The 17,458-nt window shown below is 72.0% G+C and carries 15 protein-coding genes; 4 read left to right on the top strand and 11 right to left on the bottom strand.

Features of this window, described 5'->3' with window-relative positions; translation table 11 throughout:
- Positions 1 to 2: 2 nt before the first annotated feature.
- Positions 3 to 263, bottom strand: coding sequence for a hypothetical protein (locus tag M8C17_RS03295; RefSeq protein ID WP_130400840.1), 261 nt, complete (start codon positions 261 to 263; stop codon positions 3 to 5).
- 152 nt (positions 264 to 415) lie between these two features.
- Positions 416 to 808, bottom strand: a complete 393-nt coding sequence (locus tag M8C17_RS03290; protein ID WP_252414813.1) for a hypothetical protein — start codon at positions 806 to 808, stop codon at positions 416 to 418.
- Positions 809 to 945: 137 nt separating this feature from the next.
- On the opposite strand from M8C17_RS03290, the gene M8C17_RS03285 reads away from it, so the two are divergent.
- The 3 genes from M8C17_RS03285 to M8C17_RS03275 are packed head-to-tail and all read left to right on the top strand — an operon-like array spanning position 946 to position 4,060.
- On the top strand, positions 946 to 3,501 hold the full coding sequence (locus tag M8C17_RS03285; protein WP_252414812.1) for an ATP-dependent Clp protease ATP-binding subunit: 2,556 nt from the start codon (positions 946 to 948) through the stop codon (positions 3,499 to 3,501).
- Between the two features lie 44 nt (positions 3,502 to 3,545).
- Positions 3,546 to 3,710, top strand: a complete 165-nt coding sequence (locus M8C17_RS03280) for a hypothetical protein (protein ID WP_252414810.1) — start codon at positions 3,546 to 3,548, stop codon at positions 3,708 to 3,710.
- A complete protein-coding gene (locus tag M8C17_RS03275) occupies positions 3,710 to 4,060 on the top strand; it encodes a DUF3140 domain-containing protein (RefSeq protein ID WP_252414808.1) in 351 nt (116 codons plus the stop codon). Before M8C17_RS03280 ends, M8C17_RS03275 begins: the two co-directional genes overlap by 1 nt.
- Positions 4,061 to 4,111: 51 nt before the next feature.
- Here the strand turns inward: M8C17_RS03275 and M8C17_RS03270 are convergent, their stop codons facing one another.
- The 9 genes from M8C17_RS03270 to M8C17_RS03230 all read right to left on the bottom strand — a co-directional run bounded on the left by M8C17_RS03270 (position 4,112) and on the right by M8C17_RS03230 (position 15,894).
- Positions 4,112 to 4,357, bottom strand: a complete 246-nt coding sequence (locus tag M8C17_RS03270) for a hypothetical protein (protein ID WP_252414806.1) — start codon at positions 4,355 to 4,357, stop codon at positions 4,112 to 4,114.
- Between the two features lie 76 nt (positions 4,358 to 4,433).
- Entirely contained in the window at positions 4,434 to 7,988 is a 3,555-nt protein-coding gene (locus tag M8C17_RS03265; protein WP_252414804.1) for a ThuA domain-containing protein, read from the bottom strand.
- Positions 7,989 to 8,290: 302 nt separating this feature from the next.
- Entirely contained in the window at positions 8,291 to 9,154 is an 864-nt protein-coding gene (locus tag M8C17_RS03260; RefSeq protein ID WP_252414802.1) for a sugar phosphate isomerase/epimerase, read from the bottom strand.
- Positions 9,155 to 9,235: 81 nt separating this feature from the next.
- On the bottom strand, positions 9,236 to 10,426 hold the full coding sequence (locus M8C17_RS03255; RefSeq protein WP_252414800.1) for a substrate-binding domain-containing protein: 1,191 nt from the start codon (positions 10,424 to 10,426) through the stop codon (positions 9,236 to 9,238).
- A gap of 34 nt (positions 10,427 to 10,460) precedes the next feature.
- Positions 10,461 to 11,504 carry an ABC transporter permease gene (locus M8C17_RS03250; protein ID WP_252414798.1) on the bottom strand — a complete coding sequence of 348 codons (1,044 nt, stop codon included), beginning with the start codon at positions 11,502 to 11,504 and terminating at the stop codon, positions 10,461 to 10,463.
- 1 nt (position 11,505) lies between these two features.
- Entirely contained in the window at positions 11,506 to 12,510 is a 1,005-nt protein-coding gene (locus M8C17_RS03245) for an ABC transporter permease (RefSeq protein ID WP_252414796.1), read from the bottom strand.
- The gene (locus M8C17_RS03240) at positions 12,507 to 14,048 is read right to left on the bottom strand and encodes a sugar ABC transporter ATP-binding protein (RefSeq protein WP_252414794.1); all 1,542 of its coding nucleotides are present in this window, start codon (positions 14,046 to 14,048) and stop codon (positions 12,507 to 12,509) included. The genes M8C17_RS03245 and M8C17_RS03240 overlap by 4 nt, the downstream gene beginning before the upstream one ends.
- Before the next feature lie 186 nt (positions 14,049 to 14,234).
- Positions 14,235 to 15,206, bottom strand: a complete 972-nt coding sequence (locus M8C17_RS03235) for a LysR family transcriptional regulator (RefSeq protein WP_252414792.1) — start codon at positions 15,204 to 15,206, stop codon at positions 14,235 to 14,237.
- A gap of 85 nt (positions 15,207 to 15,291) precedes the next feature.
- Positions 15,292 to 15,894 (bottom strand): hemerythrin domain-containing protein, encoded by a 603-nt coding sequence (locus M8C17_RS03230; protein WP_252414790.1) that lies wholly within the window; start codon positions 15,892 to 15,894, stop codon positions 15,292 to 15,294.
- A gap of 197 nt (positions 15,895 to 16,091) precedes the next feature.
- Between M8C17_RS03230 and M8C17_RS03225 the strand changes: the two genes are divergently transcribed.
- Positions 16,092 to 17,420 (top strand): M20/M25/M40 family metallo-hydrolase, encoded by a 1,329-nt coding sequence (locus M8C17_RS03225; RefSeq protein ID WP_252414788.1) that lies wholly within the window; start codon positions 16,092 to 16,094, stop codon positions 17,418 to 17,420.
- Positions 17,421 to 17,458 lie beyond the last annotated feature (38 nt).

Genomic DNA, 17,458 nt, shown 5'->3' with positions numbered 1-17,458 from the left:
GCCTACAGGGTGGCGACGTAGAGCTGCGCCTGCTCCACCGCGACCAGTGTCGCGGCGAGACACTCCTCCAGCTCCTGGCTGGCCTGCGTCAGCGACGCCTGGGCCGCCTCCACCGTCTCGTGCCCGCTGCCCTCCAGCGCGCCGGCCAGGGTCTGCTGCGCCTCGGACAGCTTCTCGCCGGCCGCCTGCACGGCTGTCTGCCCGTCCCCGATCTGTTGGAGGGCGACATCGATGGCAGCCTTCAGCTCGGCGACGCTCGCCACGGCGGAACCTCCTGGGGGCGGGGAGATCTCCATTAGAGCCTATCGGCGACCGTGGGAGAACATCCGCCCTGTCGGTGTTCCTGCCCGGCTGTCCGATTGAGTGCTGGAAGTGCCGGGAGTCCGTTCTGTGGGAGTCCCAGTGTGAGCGCTTCTCAGCTTGTGGCGGGTGCGTCGCGCAGCCACCGTGGCCCGTACACCTCGGCGCCCAGGGCGGTGACGCGGTCGCGCAGCTCCCGGTCGGCGGTGACCACCAGCCGGCGGCGCTGCGGCGCCGCCTCCACCAGGTCGACCACCGCGTCGTCCCCGGAACCGGCGGCGGAGACCACCCGGACACCCTCGGTGCCCGGAACGTCCCGCGCCGCGCCCTCGACCACCAGCACCACCTCGACCGGGGCGGGCAGCCGGGCCGGCAGCCCGGTGCTGGCCACCGGCGCCAGGGAGTCACGCAGCCGGGCGGCGGCCCCGGCCCGGTCCCGCCACCAGCCGTTCGGGCGGGAGCCCACCACGTTGGCGCCGTCCACGATCAGCAGCGGGGTCTCATCCATGGCGTCAGCCTGCCACCCCCGGCCGGCGCCGTCCCGCTGCCACTCCCGGAACGCCCGTCCGCCGCCGGTGCGGCGTTTGTCGGGGCGAGCGCCGGGTAGCCCCTGGCGACCGTGCCGCGCCCGACTGCGGAGGAGACATGATGGGACCCGGTGACTTCGGCTCCGACCCGTGGGATGAGTTCCTGGCCCGGTACTTCGGCCGGGGTGAGGGAGGACGCCGACCTGCGCACCGGGTCGACATCACCCGGCTGATGACGGCCGACGCCCGGGAGATGCTCGCCGACGCGGCCCGGCGGGCCGCGCAACGGCAGAGCAGCGACCTGGACACCGACCATCTGCTCTGGGCGGCGCTGCAACGCGAGCCTTTGCGCGACCTCGTCCGCCGGGCCGGCGCCGACCCGGACACCCTGCTCAACGCCCTCGGAGGCCGGGGCGACGGCGCGCCACGCGGGGAGGTGCCGCCCAACCTGTCGTTGACCCCGGCGGCCAAGCGCGCGCTGCTCGACGCCCACCAGTTGTCCCGGGCGATGGGCGCCAACTACATCGGTCCCGAGCACATCCTGATGGCGCTGCCGCTCAACCCGGAGTCGCCGGCCGGGCGGATGCTCGCCGCCGGCCGGATCCAGCCGGAGTCGTTGCAGGCCGCCAACGCCGAGCGTGGCCCGATGAACGGCCCGAAGCCGGACCGCGGCACCCCGACCCTGGACCAGTACGGGCAGGACCTCACCGACCTGGCCCGCGCCGACCAGATCGACCCGGTGATCGGGCGCGCCGACGAGATCGAGCAGGCCGTGGAGATCCTGTCCCGGCGAACCAAGAACAACCCGGTGCTGATCGGTGAGGCCGGCGTCGGCAAGACCGCGATCGTCGAGGGCCTGGCCGAGCGGATCTGCGACGGCGACGTGCCGCAGACCCTGCTCGGCAAGCGGGTGGTCCAGCTGGACCTGGCCGGTCTGGTCGCCGGCACCCGCTACCGGGGCGACTTCGAGGAACGCCTCAAGAAGGTGATCGACGAGATCCGGGCGCACCGGGACGAGCTGATCATCTTCATGGACGAGATCCACACGCTGGTCGGGGCCGGTGGCGCGGGCAGCGAGGGCGGGATGGACGCGTCCAACATGCTCAAACCCGCGTTGGCCCGTGGCGAGCTGCGGGTGATCGGCGCGACCACGCTCGACGAGTACCGCAAGAGCATCGAGAAGGACGCCGCGCTGGCCCGTCGCTTCCAGCCGGTGCTGGTGCCCGAGCCGAGCGTCGACGACACCATCGCCATCCTGCGCGGGCTGCGCGACCGGTACGAGGCCCACCACCAGGTGCGCTTCACCGACGAGGCGCTGGTCGCCGCCGCCGAGCTCTCCGACCGGTACGTCACCGACCGGTTCCTGCCGGACAAGGCCATCGACCTCATCGACCAGGCCGGCGCCCGGGTCCGGCTGCGCACCCGTACCCCCGCCTCCGACGTGCGGGAGCTGGAGCAGCAACTCGACGAGGTACGCCGGGACAAGGAACAGGCCGTCTCCGACGAGCAGTACGAGCGGGCCTCGACGTTGCGCGACCGGATCGCCGAGCTGGAGGAGCAGGTCCGCCGCGCCAACGGCGACGACGGCTTCTCCTCCCAGGTGCCGGAGGTGGGCCCGCAGGAGATCGCCGAGGTGGTCTCCCGGGCCACCGGCATCCCGGTCAGCCAGCTCACCGAGGAGGAACGCGACCGGCTGCTGCGCCTGGAGGGGCACCTGCACCAGAAGGTGGTCGGCCAGGACGACGCCGTCACCGCGGTCGCCGAGGCGGTCCGCCGCTCCCGTGCCGGGCTCGCCGATCCGGAGCGGCCGATGGGCAGCTTCCTCTTCCTCGGCCCGACCGGCGTCGGCAAGACCGAGTTGGCCCGCGCCCTGGCCGAGGCGTTGTTCGGCGAGGCGGACCGGATGGTCCGGGTGGACATGAGCGAGTTCCAGGAGCGGCACACCGTCAGCCGGCTCGTCGGCGCCCCACCCGGGTACGTCGGCTACGAGGAGGCCGGCCAGCTCACCGAGGCCGTACGCCGCCGCCCGTACGCGGTGGTGCTGCTCGACGAGATCGAGAAGGCCCACCCCGACGTGTTCAACATCCTGCTGCAGGTGCTCGACGACGGGCGGCTGACCGACAGTCAGGGCCGTACGGTGAACTTCAAGAACACCGTACTGATCATGACGAGCAACCTCGGCTCCGAGCTGATCACCGGCGCGCAACGCTCGGTCGGGTTCGGCACCGGGGACGTGGGCAGCGAGCAGGAGAGCAACGAGCTGCGTGAGCGGCTCATGCGCCGCCTCCAGGAGAACTTCCGCCCGGAGTTCCTCAACCGCATCGACGAGGTCATCATCTTCCGCCGGCTGGAGGCCGAGCAGCTGCGCCAGATCACCGGCCTGCTGCTGGAGGAGACCCGCCGCCGGCTGCACGCCCAGGACATCCAGGTGGAGTTCACCACCGCCGGCGTCGACTGGCTCGCCGAGCACGGCTACCAGCCGGAGTTCGGCGCTCGCCCGCTGCGCCGGGTGATCCAGCGGGAGGTGGACAACCACCTGTCCCGGATGCTGCTGGAGTCGGCGATCTCGCCCGGACAGAAGGTCACCGTGGACGCCCGCGAGGGCCAGCTCACCTTCGACGTGACCGCGGGCGAGCGGGGGTACACCGCCGCCACGACCACGCACCCGCGATGAGCGGGGCGGCGCGACGACCGGAACCCGAGGAACCGCACGAGCCCGTGGAGGGCGCGGAACCCCGCGACGAGGACGACCATCCCGACCCGATCCTGGCGCCGCCGACCGCGAACCCCAGGAGGACGCGGGTGCCGCCCGAGGGTCTGCACCCGAAGACCGACCAGGACGACCCGGAGACGTCCGGGCCGCCGCCCGGAGAGGAGACCTGATGGTACGCGAGGCTCGGCTCGACCCCGAGGTGGAAGTGCTCTGGGAGGACTTCCACGCCGAGGTCAACGTCCCGTCGGCGCAACTGCGCAGCTGGCTGCTGACCCGGGGTTCGGGGGAGGAGTCGTTCGGCTCGAATCCGACCCTCGACCTGCCCCAGCCGGGCCGGGAGATCCTCAAGGTGCTGACCAAGCGCAAGGTCGACCTCACCCCGGAGGACATCGAGGTGATGCGGGACGCGGTCGACCGGATCCGGGAGCTGATGGACGCCAAGCCGCCGCGCGGCAACGCCGACGACGAGTGGCGGCACTCGCTGCTCGACCTGGGCCACGATCCCCTCGTCGAGCGCTGAGCGAGGCACGTCGACGGTGCCGTCCCCGGGGGACGGCACCGTCGCATCGAGTTACTGGCCCTGGTCGGATTCCATGCTGCCGATGGTCAGCCCGACCCCGTCCGCGGCAGCGTCCCGCTCGCCGCGGGTCCGTTCCTCCCGGGTGAGCAGATTGGCGTACTCGGCGACGTCGGCCGGGCCGGGCACCTCCGGCAGCCGGCGCAGGAACGCCTCCATCTCGCGGGTGGCGGCGGTGTGCGCGGCGGCGGCCTGGCTGAGCAGCTCCCGGTCGCCGGTGGTCGGGTAGAGATCGGTCATGTCCGCCAGATACCCGGCCGACGGCGGTTCGCACCGCCATCGGCCCGGCATTACCGTGCCACGCCGCGATAGCTGCTCAACCGGCCACGGTCAGCCGCCACCGCTGGTTGGCCGTACCGGTGCAGGTCCACTGGATCAGCGGCGCCCCGTCGGCGGTGGAATTGCCGTTCACGTCCAGGCAGAGCCCGCTGTGCCGGGCCTTGACGTCGTACACCCCGCTGGTGGCGGTGGGTACCGCCTGCCACTGCTGGCTGGTGGCCGTACCGCAGGTCTGCTGCACGACCGCGGCCCCGGTGGCGGTGGAACCGCCGGTCACCGCCAGGCACTTGCCGCTGTGCACGGCCCGCAGCGTGACCGCGCCACCGCCGGCGTCGACCGCCTGCCACCTCTGGTTGGCGCCGCCCGTGGCCGCCCACTGGTGCACGACGGCCCCGTCGGCGGTGGACACCCCGTTGACGTCGGCGAGCTTGCCGCTGTGCTGGGCGGTGAGGGTGTACGTCTTCCCGGCGATCCCGGTGGGGGCGGTGCCCACCCCGGACCCGCCGAAGGTCATCGAGTCCAGATCGAACGAGTTGTCCTGGCTGGACCGGAAGACCAGGTAGAGCCGGTGGGTGCCGCCGAGCGCGGCCACGCTCACCGCGGGCTGTTGCTGATAGACGTCCCAGCCGCCGGTGTTCGGCACGGCCTGGGTGGCGAGCAGTTGCCCGGTCGGCGAGTCGGCGCGCAGCTCGACGCTGCCGCCCCCGAACGGCGAGGAGACCCGCAGGCTGATCGTGCTGATCCCCTGGAGGCTCATCGGGTCGAACATGATCCAGTCACCGTTGCTGACGTCGCCGATCCGCTTGCCGCTCTCCGCGCCGGCCTGCTCGACGACCCGCACCCCGGACTGGGCGGTGAAGAACTCGGCCTGCTTGTGCTTGGGTTGCAGCAGCGCCCGGCCGTACCCGGTGAGCGCCGGCACGCCGCTCGCGCCCCGGTCCTGGTAGCGGGCGTTGAGCACGTAGTAGAGGTTCGCGCCGTCGGGGTGCCCGCCGAGCAGGTCCGTGGAGATGGTGCCCGAGCAGCCCGGGTAGTCGGTGGTGCCGTGCTCGTGGTCGTCGTGCCCCAACGCCGGGTTGACCAGCACCTTCGTGCAGTCGATCGTGCCGTCCTCAGGGTCGGTGACGGTGACGGTGTATGCCACCTGCTGGCCGAAGTCGAGCATCCCACCGCTGGGCGGGCCGGTGATCCGCACCGTCGGCGCGGTGTTGCCCACCGTGATCGGCACGTTGGCGAAGGCGGTGCGTCCGGTGTTGTCCCGCACGGTCAGCCTGGCGGTGAAGACGCCGTTGGCGGTGTAGGTGTGCGCCGGGTTGGCCGCGGTGGAGTCGGTGCTGCCGTTGCCGTCGAAGTCCCAGGCGTACGTGATGGTGTTGCCCGGGTCCGGGTCGGCGGAGCCGGCACTGGAGAACTGCACGGTCAACGGCGCCCGCCCGTTGGTCGGGGTGCCGGCGGCCTTCGCCAGGGGGGCCCGCCCGCCGCTGACGTAGTCGATCCGGTAGAGCCCGGAGTCGTTGTTGCCGCCACCGAAGGTCGAGCCCCACTCGAGCAGGTACAGCGCACCGTCGGGACCGAAGCGCAGATCCATCGGCTTGACGAAGTTCCCAGCCGGCAGGAACGGGTTGATCTTCACGAGCGACCCGGCGGCGTCGACGTGGATCTCCTTGAGGTAGTTGCGGGACCACTCGTAGAAGAAGTGCACCCCGTCGTAGTACGCGGGGAACTTCGTCGGCGACGGGTTGGCCGCGTTGTAGCGGTAGACCGGCCCGCCCATCGGTGCCGCCCCGCCGGAGCCCATCTCCGGGAACTGCGGCGACGCCCCGTAGCCGTACCAGATCTGCGGCTGCACCAGCGGCGGCAGGGTGCTCAGGCCTGTGTTGTTGGGGGAGTTGTTGACCGGGTTGGCGCAGTTGAACTTGGCCCCCACCACCTGAGTGTCCGGGTTGTATGGCGCGTACGGCTGGTTGTCGCCGTGGCAGAACGGCCAACCGTAGTTGCCGGCCTGTTTGATCACGTTCAGCTCGACCAGCCCCTCCGGGCCGCGCTCGGTGGTCGGCCCGCCCCGATCTGGCCCGTAGTCGGCCAGATTGACCCACCCCCGGACCGGGTCGACGGAGAACCGGAACGGATTGCGGAAGCCCATCGCGTAGATCTCCGGCCGGGTCTTCGCGGTGCCCGGCGCGAACAGGTTCCCGCTCGGCACGGTGTACGTCCCGCCCGGCTCGGGGTGGATGCGTAGCAGTTTGCCCCGCAGGTCGTTGGTGTTGCCGGCGGAGCGGGCCGCGTCCAGGAAGCTCTTGCCCGGCCGCCAGTCCAGCGGCGCGTAGCCCTGCCAGGCGGGGTCGTAGTTCGGCGGACTGTCGTCGCCGGTGGACAGGTAGAGGTTGCCGCCCGGGCCGAAGGCCAGGTAGCCCCCGGTGTGCCCGGGCTCGGGGAAGCTGCGGTCCCGGTACGCCGGCACGTCCAGCAGGACCTTCTCGCTGCCGGTGTCGAGGGTGTCGCCGGTGATGGTGAACCGGGACAGCCGGTTGACGTCGGTCGGGCTGGCCTGCGGCGAGTGGTACAGGTAGATCCAGCCGTTGCTGGCGAAGCTCGGGTCCAGCGCCATGCCGACCAGGCCGTCCTCACCGCCGGTGTAGACCGGCAACGTGCCGGCGGTGACCGTGCCGCTGGTGGATGGCTTGAAGATCTTCACCTGGCCGCCGCGCTGGACGTAGAAGACCCGCCCGTCGGCTGCCACGTCGACCGCCATCGGGTCGACGGTGTTCTGATCGAGCGACACCTTCTCGAAGTTGCCCCAGACGGTGCCGCCGCAGTCGCCCGCGGCCACCCCGGCTGCCCACTGCACGCCACCCAGCACGTGCTGTCGGAAGAGCGACTCTGTGTAGGACGCCTTGGCGTGCCCCATCGCGGTGGTCCAGACCCGCGCACCGCCGACCTGTCGACACCAGGAGATCGGATGGTCGGCGCCCATCGCGCTGCCGCCCGGGTTGTAGGTGCGCTCGTCGGCGGTGAGCAGCACGTGCACGTCGCCCCGGGGGTTCCTGTCGAAGTTGTACCACTCCTCGCTGCGTTGCCACCGGTCCGGCAGCCCGGCGGTCGACGGGTGCACCCGGTCCGCCACGTGCGCGGTGCCGGGCAGCACCCCGGGGGAGTGCTCGGGCATGTGCGCGCCGGCGTTGACCAGGTCGTCCCACCAGGGGAAGGAGCCCTCGATGCCCATGTCGGTGGCGTTGTGGATGGCCGCGATCCCGCCACCACCGGCGACGTAGCTCTGCAACGCCTGGCGTTGGGCGTCGGTGTCCCACACCATGCCGGAGGTCTGGAACATCACCACCACGTCGAAGGTGGCCAGGTTGGTCGGGGTGAAGACGGCGGAGTCCTCGGAGTGCACCACGGTGAAGCCGTGCTGCGCGGCGAGCTCGGTGAACATCGCGACGCCGTCCGGAATGGAGTCGTGGCGGTAGCCGGCGGTCTCGGAGAACAGCAGCGCGCGGAACGGGGCGGCGGCGGTGGCCGGGGTGGCCGGCGCGACCAGCAGGGACAGCAGCAGGATGGACAGGGCGCCCAGTACGAGGTGTCGGCGGCGCATGCCGGCTCCCTTCCTCGAATCGTGGAAACGGGCCGCCCGTGGGCCGGGCGGAGGGGGTCGCGATGCGCCGCCGATGGGTTTCCCCGCGCTCGCCAGTGGTGTCGACCGACCGGCCGGCCCCACGTTCTGCCCTGCGGTCACCCTCCGTCGGCAATCGATACATGTCAACGTCTAATGCAGAGAATGTGAAATCACCAAATGTGTCGCTGCATATCAGGACACGGCCGGTCGCACCGTCGACGGATGGCGATCCAACGGTGCCCGAGTCTGGTGCTGTTGACTTGTGGCCGTCCGGCCGTGACCTACCCGGCGGAGGCTGTCCGGTCGAGCAGGGCCCGCAGGAACGCGAGCCCCTCGGTGGCGAGCTGGTCCTGGCTCGGGGCCAGCGGTCGCCAGATCGCCGCAGCGGTGGCGATGGTGCGGTTCTCCGCGGTGAACGACTCGATGCACAGCGGCCCGGTGTAGCCGATGTCGCGCAGCGCCTCGACGATGCCGGGCCAGTCCAGGTGGTCGCTGCCCGGCGCGCCCCGGTCGTTGGCGCACACCTGCACGTGCGTCAGTCGGTTCCCGGCGGTGCGGATCGCCGCCGGGATGTCGCGTTCCTCGATGTTCATGTGGAAGGTGTCCAGCGCGATGCCCAGCCCGGGGATGCCGTCGACCACCTCGACGGTCTGCTCGGCGGTGTTCAGCAAACTGGTCTCGAACCGGTTGAGCGGCTCCAGGGCGAGGGTGACCCCCTGCCCGGCGGCCTCCCCGCCCAGCGGCGTCAACCGCTCGCGCAGCCGTCGCACGGTCGCCGCCCGGGCGTCGCGGTCCAGCAGCCAGGTCCGCCCGACAGGCGCGTAGATCGGACCGGCCACCACGGTGGCGCCGACCCGGGCCGCGGCCCGTACGCAGTGCCGCAGGTAGTCCCCGGTCCGCTCGACCACCTCGAGGTCGTCGGTGGTCAGGTCCCGACCCGGCGGCATCACCGCGCAGACGGTCGCGGCCAGACCGAGCCCCGCCAGCAACTCGGCGGTGCGGTCCGGGTCCCAGTCGCCCGGCGACTCGATCGGCAACTCGATGGTGTCGAAGCCCCAGTCGCGGATCCGCGGGGCCAGCTCGGCCAGCCGTGCGTCGGTCAGGGGCGAGACCCAGATCCAGGTGTTCGCGCCGAGGGGGTGCACGCTGCGCTCCTCACAGGTCGTCGTGCCGGCCACCACCGGCGTGGGGCCGCACCGGGGCGGGCCCACGCCAGCGGCGGCGGGTCACTGGTTGCCGCCCCAGTTCTGCGGGAAGCCGGGCATCTGCTCGCAGCCGCACAGGGCGTAGTGCAGCGGTGGTAGCTGCGGCAGCAGGTACCGGGAGAGGTTGTCCTGGGTGATGGTCGGCTGTGGCAGCACCCATTCCTTGGGCACCTGCTTGCCGGCCAGGATGTCCAGCGCCGCGATGATCGGCGTACGCCACTGGTACGTGGGGTAGGTCGGGGCGATGGCGGTCAACTTCTTGTCCTGCCAGAGCCGCAGGAAGTCCTGCTGGTCCTCGCCGTTGATCGCGGGCACCTGCTGACCGGCGTCCTCGAACGCCTCGGCCGCCGCCACCGAGGTGGCCCCGGCGTCCATCCAGACGCCGTCGATGCTGCCGTAGCGCTCCAGGTAGTCGTTGACGATGGTCTTCACCTTGGCCGCGTCACCGTCGGTGAACTCCACCCCGACCACGTCCACGTCCGCCTTGTCGAAGATCACCTTGGCGGCCGACCAGCGGGTCTCCAGCACGTCCACGCCGGGCAGGATCCGCAGCGCGAGGATCTTGCCGTCCTTCTTGACCTCGCCGGTGAGGAACTCGGCGGCCGTGGCGCCGAAGGCGTACCCGCCGATGGGGTGGATGAAGGTCACGGGACACTCGGTGTTCACCCCACGGTCGAACACGATCACCGGCAGACCGGCCTGGCACGCCTTCTCCACCGCCGGGGTGAGAGCGGCCGTGGTGTTCGGTGAGACGATCAGCGCGCTGCACTTCTTGCTGGCCAGCAGACCGTCGATGTCGCTGATCTGCTTGTCGTCCTTGCCCTCGGCGTCCACCGCGGTCAGCGCGGCGATCTCCGGGTGCAGCTTCGCCTCGGCCTGCATGGTGGTCCAGCCGACCACCCGCCACGGGTTGTTCACTGCGGCGTTGGAGAAGCAGATGGTGTGCTTGCCCGCCTTCTTGTACTTCGCGGTGTCGACGAGCTGCGGGTTGATCGCCTGCAACCACGGCTGGTCCGCCGGCCCGGTGGGCGCCGTATCGCGTTGGGCGATCTGCCGGTCGTAATCGGCCTGCACGAAGAACGACGACTGCTGCCCGGTGCCGCTGCCGGCCGGACCGTCGTCGCCCTCCTCCGGCGCGGTGGAGGTGCAGCCGGCGGCGACCAGGACGGCGGCGCCGAGCACAGCGAGTCGGTATCGCATCGGACGTCTCATGGGCTTCTCCTCGCGACAGGTCGAGGCACGGGCGTCAGCCCGACCGGCGCAGCCGGTGTGCGGCGTACGCGGCCGCCCCGATGATGATCAGGCCCTGCACCGCGTCACGCAGCGACTTGGCCAGGCCGAGCAGGTTGAGCAACGTGAACACCGATTGCAGGGTGAGCGCGCCCGCGACGGACGCGCCGACGCTGCCGCGCCCCCCGCCGAGCACCGCGCCGCCGAGCACGACGGCGGCGATCGCCTGGAACTCGTAGCCCGCCCCGGCCTCGGCGGTCACCCCGGTGAAGCCTCCGAGCAGGATCCCGGCGACCACCGCCGACAGGCCGGAGATGACGAAGGCCGCGGTCCGCACCCGGCGGACATCAACCCCGGAGAGCGCGGCGGCCCGCGGATTGCCGCCGGCCGCGTACACCTGGTGTCCGAAGCGGCTGTGCGACAGCAGCAACCACAGCGCGACACCGACGGCGAGCAGGATCAGCACCGCGTACGGCAGCTGACCGAGCCCGGGCAGTTCGACGCCGAAGCGGCCGAACTGGCGGAAGTTGTCCGCCAGTGAGCCCCGGGGCGCGCCGCCGGACCAGAGGAACACCGCCCCGCCGAGCACCAGCAGCATGCCCAGCGTGGCGATGAACGAGGGCACCCGTAGCCGGGTGGTGACCAGGCCGTTGACCAGCCCGACCAGCGCGCCCGCGGCGAGCAGCAGCGGGATCAGCCACCAGGTGTGTGCCGCGTCGCCGTCGGAGAGCCGGGCGGCCACCACCACCACGGCGGTGACCAGTGCCCCGACCGACAGGTCGAACTCACCGGCGATGATCACAAAGACCTGGCCGGCGGCGAGCACCGCCAGCGGCGCGCAGCGACGCAGGAAGGCCAGGAACGGCGCCGGCTCGACGAAGGTGGGGTTGCGCCAGGCGATGAGGAAGATCACCGCGGCCAGCACCAGCCAGATCGGCGGCACCGCGCGCAGCAGCCGCCGGACCCGCCCGCCCGCCGGCTCCCCTTGGGGTGCGGCCGTCCGCTGTGCTTCCGGTACGGCCGGCGGTTGCGCTCCCGGCGGCCCGGCGGTCGTGGTCATCTCAGAAGCTCCCCTCGTCCCGCCGGCGCAGGGCGTAGAGCGCCACCGCGCCGACGATGATCACGCCCCGGATCAGCGTCTTGAGGAAGGCGTTCACCTCGAACTCGTTGAAGACCTGGTCGATCACGGCGAGGATCAGCACGCCGGCAAGGGTGCCGGCCACGGCGCCCCGGCCACCGGCCAGCGCGGTGCCGCCGACCACCGCGGCGGCGATCGACTCCAGGTCGTAGCCACCGTCCGGGCCGACCCACGGTGCGCCCGAGCGGAGCCGGCTGACCAGGAACAGCCCGGTCAGGACGGCGGTCAGGCTGCACAGCACGTGCGCCAGCACCACCGTCCGGTCGGTACGGACCCCGGAGAGCCGGGCCACCTCAGCGTTGCCTCCGACGGCGTACAGGTGGTAGCCGAACCGGGTGTGGCGCAGTACGTACCAGGCCAGCGCGACCACCGCGAGCAGCAGGATCACCGCAACCGGCACCGGGCCGAGCGCGTTGTAGCCCAACGCCTGGAACTGTCGGGGGACCGAGCCGGTGAAGTTGGTGAACAGCGCGTTCAGCACCCCGCTCATCACCAGCGAGGTGCCCAGCGTGGCAATGAAAGCGTTCACCCGGAGACCCGTGATGACCAGGCCGTTGACCAGGCCGATCAGTGCGCCGATGGCAAGTGTGACCACGACCCCGAGGACCATCCGGTCGGGGTCGCCCTGCATCACGAACGAGGCCCCGACGGCGGTCACGCTGACCAGGTACGCCACCGACAGGTCCAGCGAGCCGCCGATCAGCACGATGGTCTGTCCGACCGCCACCAGGCCCAGCGCGACTGAGCGGACCGCCATGTTCTGCAGGTTGTCCACCGTCATGAACTGGCCGCCGTTCAGCTCGACCAGCAGCCAGGCAACGGCGAACACCCCGCCGAAGACCAGCCAGACCGGCGCGCTGGACGCGGTCCCGCTGTCGCGGCCCAGCCCGAGGGGGCGCAGCCGTCCGGGCATCGTGTCGGCGATCATGCGGTGCCGCCCTCCCTGCTTGCCCCGGCCGCGGCCCCGGCCCGGTCGGGCTCTCCGGTGGCCAGCAGCATGATCTCGGCCTCGGTCGCGCCGGCCGGCAGCTCACCGGCGACGGTGCCCTGACGCAGCACCACGATCCGGTCGGCCATCCCGATCACCTCGGGCAACTCGGAGGAGATCATCAGGATGGCCGCGCCCGCGTCGGCCAGCTCCCGCATCAGCTCGTGGATGCTGGCCTTGGCGCCGACGTCGATGCCCCGGGTCGGCTCGTCGAAGATCAGCACCCGGGCGCCGGTCGCCAACCACCGGGCCAGCACCACCTTCTGCTGGTTGCCGCCGGAGAGGTAGCGCACCTCCCGGTCGGCGCCCCCGCGTAGCCGTACCCGGCCCAGCAGGTCGGCCAGAGCGACCCGGCGGGCGGCGCCGCGCCCCAGCGACCGAGCGGCCAGCAGGGTGTTGTCGCGCACCGACCGTTGCAGCACCAGCCCTTCGCTCTTGCGGTCCTCGGTGAGCAGGCCGATGCCGCGTCGGATGGCGTGCCGGGGCGAGCGCAGCCGGCTGGCCCTACCGTCGATGGTCAGCCTGCCGGCGGTCATCCGGGTCGCGCCGAAAAGGAGCCGGGCCAGCTCGGTGCGACCGGAGCCGGCCAGCCCGGCCAGCCCGACGATCTCGCCGGCACGCAGGTCCAGGTCGACGTCGTGCAGCAGGCCGGCGCCGGCGCTCCGGACGGCGAGTCGGACCGGGCCGATCCGCTCCGGCGCGGCCCGCGGCGGGTAGTAGTGGTCCAGTTCCCGGCCGACCATCAGGTGCACCAGCCGACGGGTGTCCACCTCGGAGGTCTCCACCGTGTCCACCCGCCGGCCGTCCTTCAGCACGGTGATCCGGTCGGTGAGATCGAAGACCTCACGCAGGCGGTGCGAGATGTACAGCACGGTCAGCCCGTCCGCGCGCAGCCGACGGATCCGGTCGAACAGGGCGGCCACCTCGTGCGGGCTCAGAGCGGCGGTCGGCTCGTCGAGCACCAGCACCCGTGGGTCGAAGGAGAGTGCCTTGGCGATCTCCACGAGCTGTTGCCGCGCCACCGGCAGCCGCCCGACCAGACTGCGCGGGGAGATCACGTCCTCCGCGCCCAGGGCGGCCAGCAGCCGGGTGGCGGCCTGGTCCATGGCGGCCCGGTCCACGCCGAACCGGCGCCGGGGCTCGCGGCCGAGGAAGATGTTCTCCGCGACAGTGCGCTGCGGGAGCAGGTTGAGTTCCTGGTGGACGATGCTCACCCCGGCGGCCAGCGCCTGCCGTGGGTGGTGGAAACGCACCGGCGCGCCGTTCAGCTCGATCCGGCCCGCGTCTGGTTGGTGCACCCCGACCAGGATCTTCATCAGGGTGGACTTCCCGGCGCCGTTCTCGCCCATCACCGCGTGGATCTCGCCGGCCCGGCACTCCAGGCGTACGTCGTCCAGGACCGTCACGCCGAAGAACCGCTTGCTGATGCCGTGCATGCCGAGCACGACCGGGTCGGGCGGGCGAGGGTCAGCGGTCATCCGGTCACCTCAACGGATCGACGACTGTGACATCGAACCCTAGGCATGGGATGACGAACGTGTAAAGCAGAAGTTAAGCTCGCTCCCACGGAACTTTTGCAGTTCCGACTGAAAGTCGCGGGCCGTCCGGTAGAAGGTGGATGGTCGGCGGTTTCACGCCGCTCCCAACCGGACCGTGGATCCTGGTCAGACGCCGCTGGGCTGGCGCACGCCGAACCCGGGATTGCGCAGCAGCCAGGCCAGGTAGCCGGGATGGGGGACCAGCGAGTCCGTGTACGCCGCCTTGGCCGTCTCCAGCACCAGCTCGGCCCCCTGCGCGGCGGGGGAGTCCGGGTGCCAGCCCAGCAGCAGCCGCCAACGCAGCGGTATCCCGGCCAGCCGCCGGGTGACCAGCCCCGCCACCGGGCGGAACGTCGCCTGGCAGAGCGCCACGGCCTCGCCAGCGTCCACCAGGTCGACGCAGCCGCGCACGTCGGTCTCGTACACCTTGCGCGGGGTGAAGCCGGCGCGGGCGCAGGCGGCGGCGAAGCAGTCGCCGAAGCAGCCGTCGCCCGGCGCGGCCACCCACTGCTCGTGGCGCAGGTCCATGAGGCGCACCTCGTCGCGCTCCGCGAGGGGGTGGGTCTCCGGCAGCAGCACCAGCACCGGGTCGACGGCCACCTCCCGCCAGCTCAGCCCGAACTCGGCCGACGGTACGGCGTCGCCGCACACCCCGGTGAGCGCGAAGTCCAGCCGGCCGCCGGCGACCAGCTGCGCCAACTCGTCCACCGACCAGGAGGCGTAGGTGGTGATCTGTGCCGGCGGTTGCTCGGCGGCCAGCCGGTGCACCAACCGCCCCAGGATCGGGCTGTTCACCCCGCCGAACCGGTACCAGCGGGGCACCTCGCCGGCGCCGGCCAGTCGGGCGGCCTCGTCCTGCAGGCCCTTCATCGCCGGCAGCAGCACGCGGGCCCGGGCCAGCACCAGCTCACCGAGCGCGGTGGGCCGCGCGCCGCGCCGGTCCCGGTCGAACAGTGGCCCGCCCAGTGTCCGTTCGATCCGCTGGAGCTGGGCGGTGAGCGCCGGCTGGGCCAGGCCGAGCGCCGACGCCGCCTTGGTCACGCTCCCCGTCTCCGCGATCGCGCAGACCACCCGCAGGTGTCGCAGCTCCAGGTTCATACGGTGACGGTAGGACCACGTCGCAGCCGGCGGAAGAGTCCGGACGGATCGGTGAGATTGAATGCATAGCCGGTGTCGCCGCTCCTCAACCGCGAGGTGGCTCCGGCAGGTCCGCCAGGTACGTGGGCCGGCGGGTCACCGCGTCGAGGACCTTGTCCACCACGCCCACCGCCGGCTCGACGATCCGGTTCCACGGCGGGGTGGCCGGGGTGCCCGGGTGCGGCCGGGTCGGCGCCGCCTCCTCGGCGATCTCCAGCCGGTTGCCCAACCGGATCAGCTCCTCCTCGGAGGCCACCGCGCGCAGCTCGGCGACGAGAGCACCCACGCCGTCGACGTGCCGGCGGACCCGCGCGACGACGTCGGTCAGCGTCTCGTCGGTCAGTCCCTTGAGGGCGGCCAGCAGCGCGGCGTCGGCGTCGATCTCGGCGTCCACCCGCTCGGCGGCGGCCGGCAGCGCGGCCCGCACCGCCGGGAGCAGGTACTGCTCCTCCGCGGAGAGGTGCCGCGACAGCGCGGCGGTGAGCACCGGCAGCCCCTCCTGCGGCGTGGCGTCCGGCCCGTCCAACTGGGTCAGCAACTCCAGCAGCTGCTGGTGCTCCCGGTCCACGATGTCGGCGATGCTGCGCCCGCCGGGCCGGTAGCCCTCCTCGGGCGTGGGCGGCAGTGGCGGCAGGGGAACGGCGGACATGGTGCCCTCCTCGACTGGCGGGCGGAAGCGCCGGCAGGGGACGTGCGGTCGTCGGCGGCGGTACCCGATCCCGCGTCCGCCGAAACAGTCACCGGGATCCGCCGCCCTGAATGCCCGGTCCGCCGTGCCGGTGCACGGGCCCGCCGGCCCGCCGGTGCGCCCGCCCGTCGGCACGGTCGGGCTGGTATGAAGAGGCGATGACGAGCGACGCCGCCTCACCCCGACCGGACCCCACCGCGGAGGTCGTGGACCTCTGCCGCGACCTGCTGCGCATCGACACCACCAACACCGGCGACAACGACACCAGCGTCGGCGAGCGCCGCGCGGCCGAGTACGTGGCGGAGAAGCTCGCCGAGGTCGGCGTCGAGTCCGTGCTGCACGAGTCCGCGCCGGGCCGGGCGAACGTGGTGGCCCGCATCCCCGGCACCGACCCGAGCAGGGGAGCGCTGCTGGTGCACGGGCACCTGGACGTGGTGCCCGCCGACGCCGACGAGTGGTCGGTGCACCCGTTCTCCGGCGAGGTGCGCGACGGCTACCTGTGGGGTCGCGGCGCCATCGACATGAAGGACTTCGACGCGATGGTGCTCGCCGTGGTGCGGCACTGGCAGCGCACCGGCGTACGGCCCCCGCGCGACATCGTGCTGGCCTACACCGCCGACGAGGAGGCGGGCGGCGACTACGGCGCGCACTTCCTCGTCGACCGCCACCGGGAGCTCTTCGACGGCTGCACCGAGGCCATCGGTGAGGTCGGCGGCTTCTCCTACTCGATCAACGACAGTCAGCGGCTCTACCTCATCGAGACCGCCGAGAAGGGCCTGGACTGGCTGCGGCTGCACGCCAAGGGCCGCCCCGGGCACGGCTCGATGGTGCACGACGACAACGCCGTCACCGCGCTCGCCGAGGCGGTGGCCCGGGTCGGGCGGCACCGCTTCCCGGTGGTGGTCACCGACACCGTGCGGGCGTTCCTGGAGGAGGTCTCCGACGTGCTCGGCGTCGAGCTGGACCCGGAGGACCCGGAGGCGGCGATCGCCAAGCTCGGCCCGATCGCCAACATCATCGGTGCGACCATCCGCAACACGGCCAACCCGACCCGGCTGAACGCCGGCTACAAGGACAACGTCATCCCCGGCCGGGCCTCCGCCACCATCGACTGCCGCAGCCTCCCCGGCCAGTCGGAGCTGCTGGAGCGGCAGCTGCGCGAGCTGGTCGGCCCGGACATCGCCATCGAGTACATCCAGCGGCAGCCGGCCCTGGAGACCACCTTCGACGGCGACCTGGTCGAGGCCATGTCCGCGGCCCTGCGAGCCGAGGACCCGGGAGCACGGCCGGTTCCGTACATGCTCTCCGGTGGCACGGACGCGAAGAAGTTCTCGCAGCTCGGCATCCGCTGTTTCGGTTTCGCGCCCTTGCAGCTGCCCGCCGACCTGAACTTCTCCGCGTTGTTCCACGGCATCGACGAGCGGGTTCCGGTGGACGGACTACAGTTCGGCGTGCGGGTGCTCGACCGGTTCCTCCGCACCTGCTAGCCGCGTCCGGCAGCTGCAGCCGACGCGCAACCTCCCCA

Source organism: Micromonospora sp. RHAY321 (assembly GCF_023896955.1).
Classification (GTDB): Bacteria; Actinomycetota; Actinomycetes; order Mycobacteriales; family Micromonosporaceae; genus Micromonospora.
The sequence above is the reverse complement of the archived record's forward strand: the minus strand, read 5'-3'. Positions and strand labels throughout refer to the sequence as shown.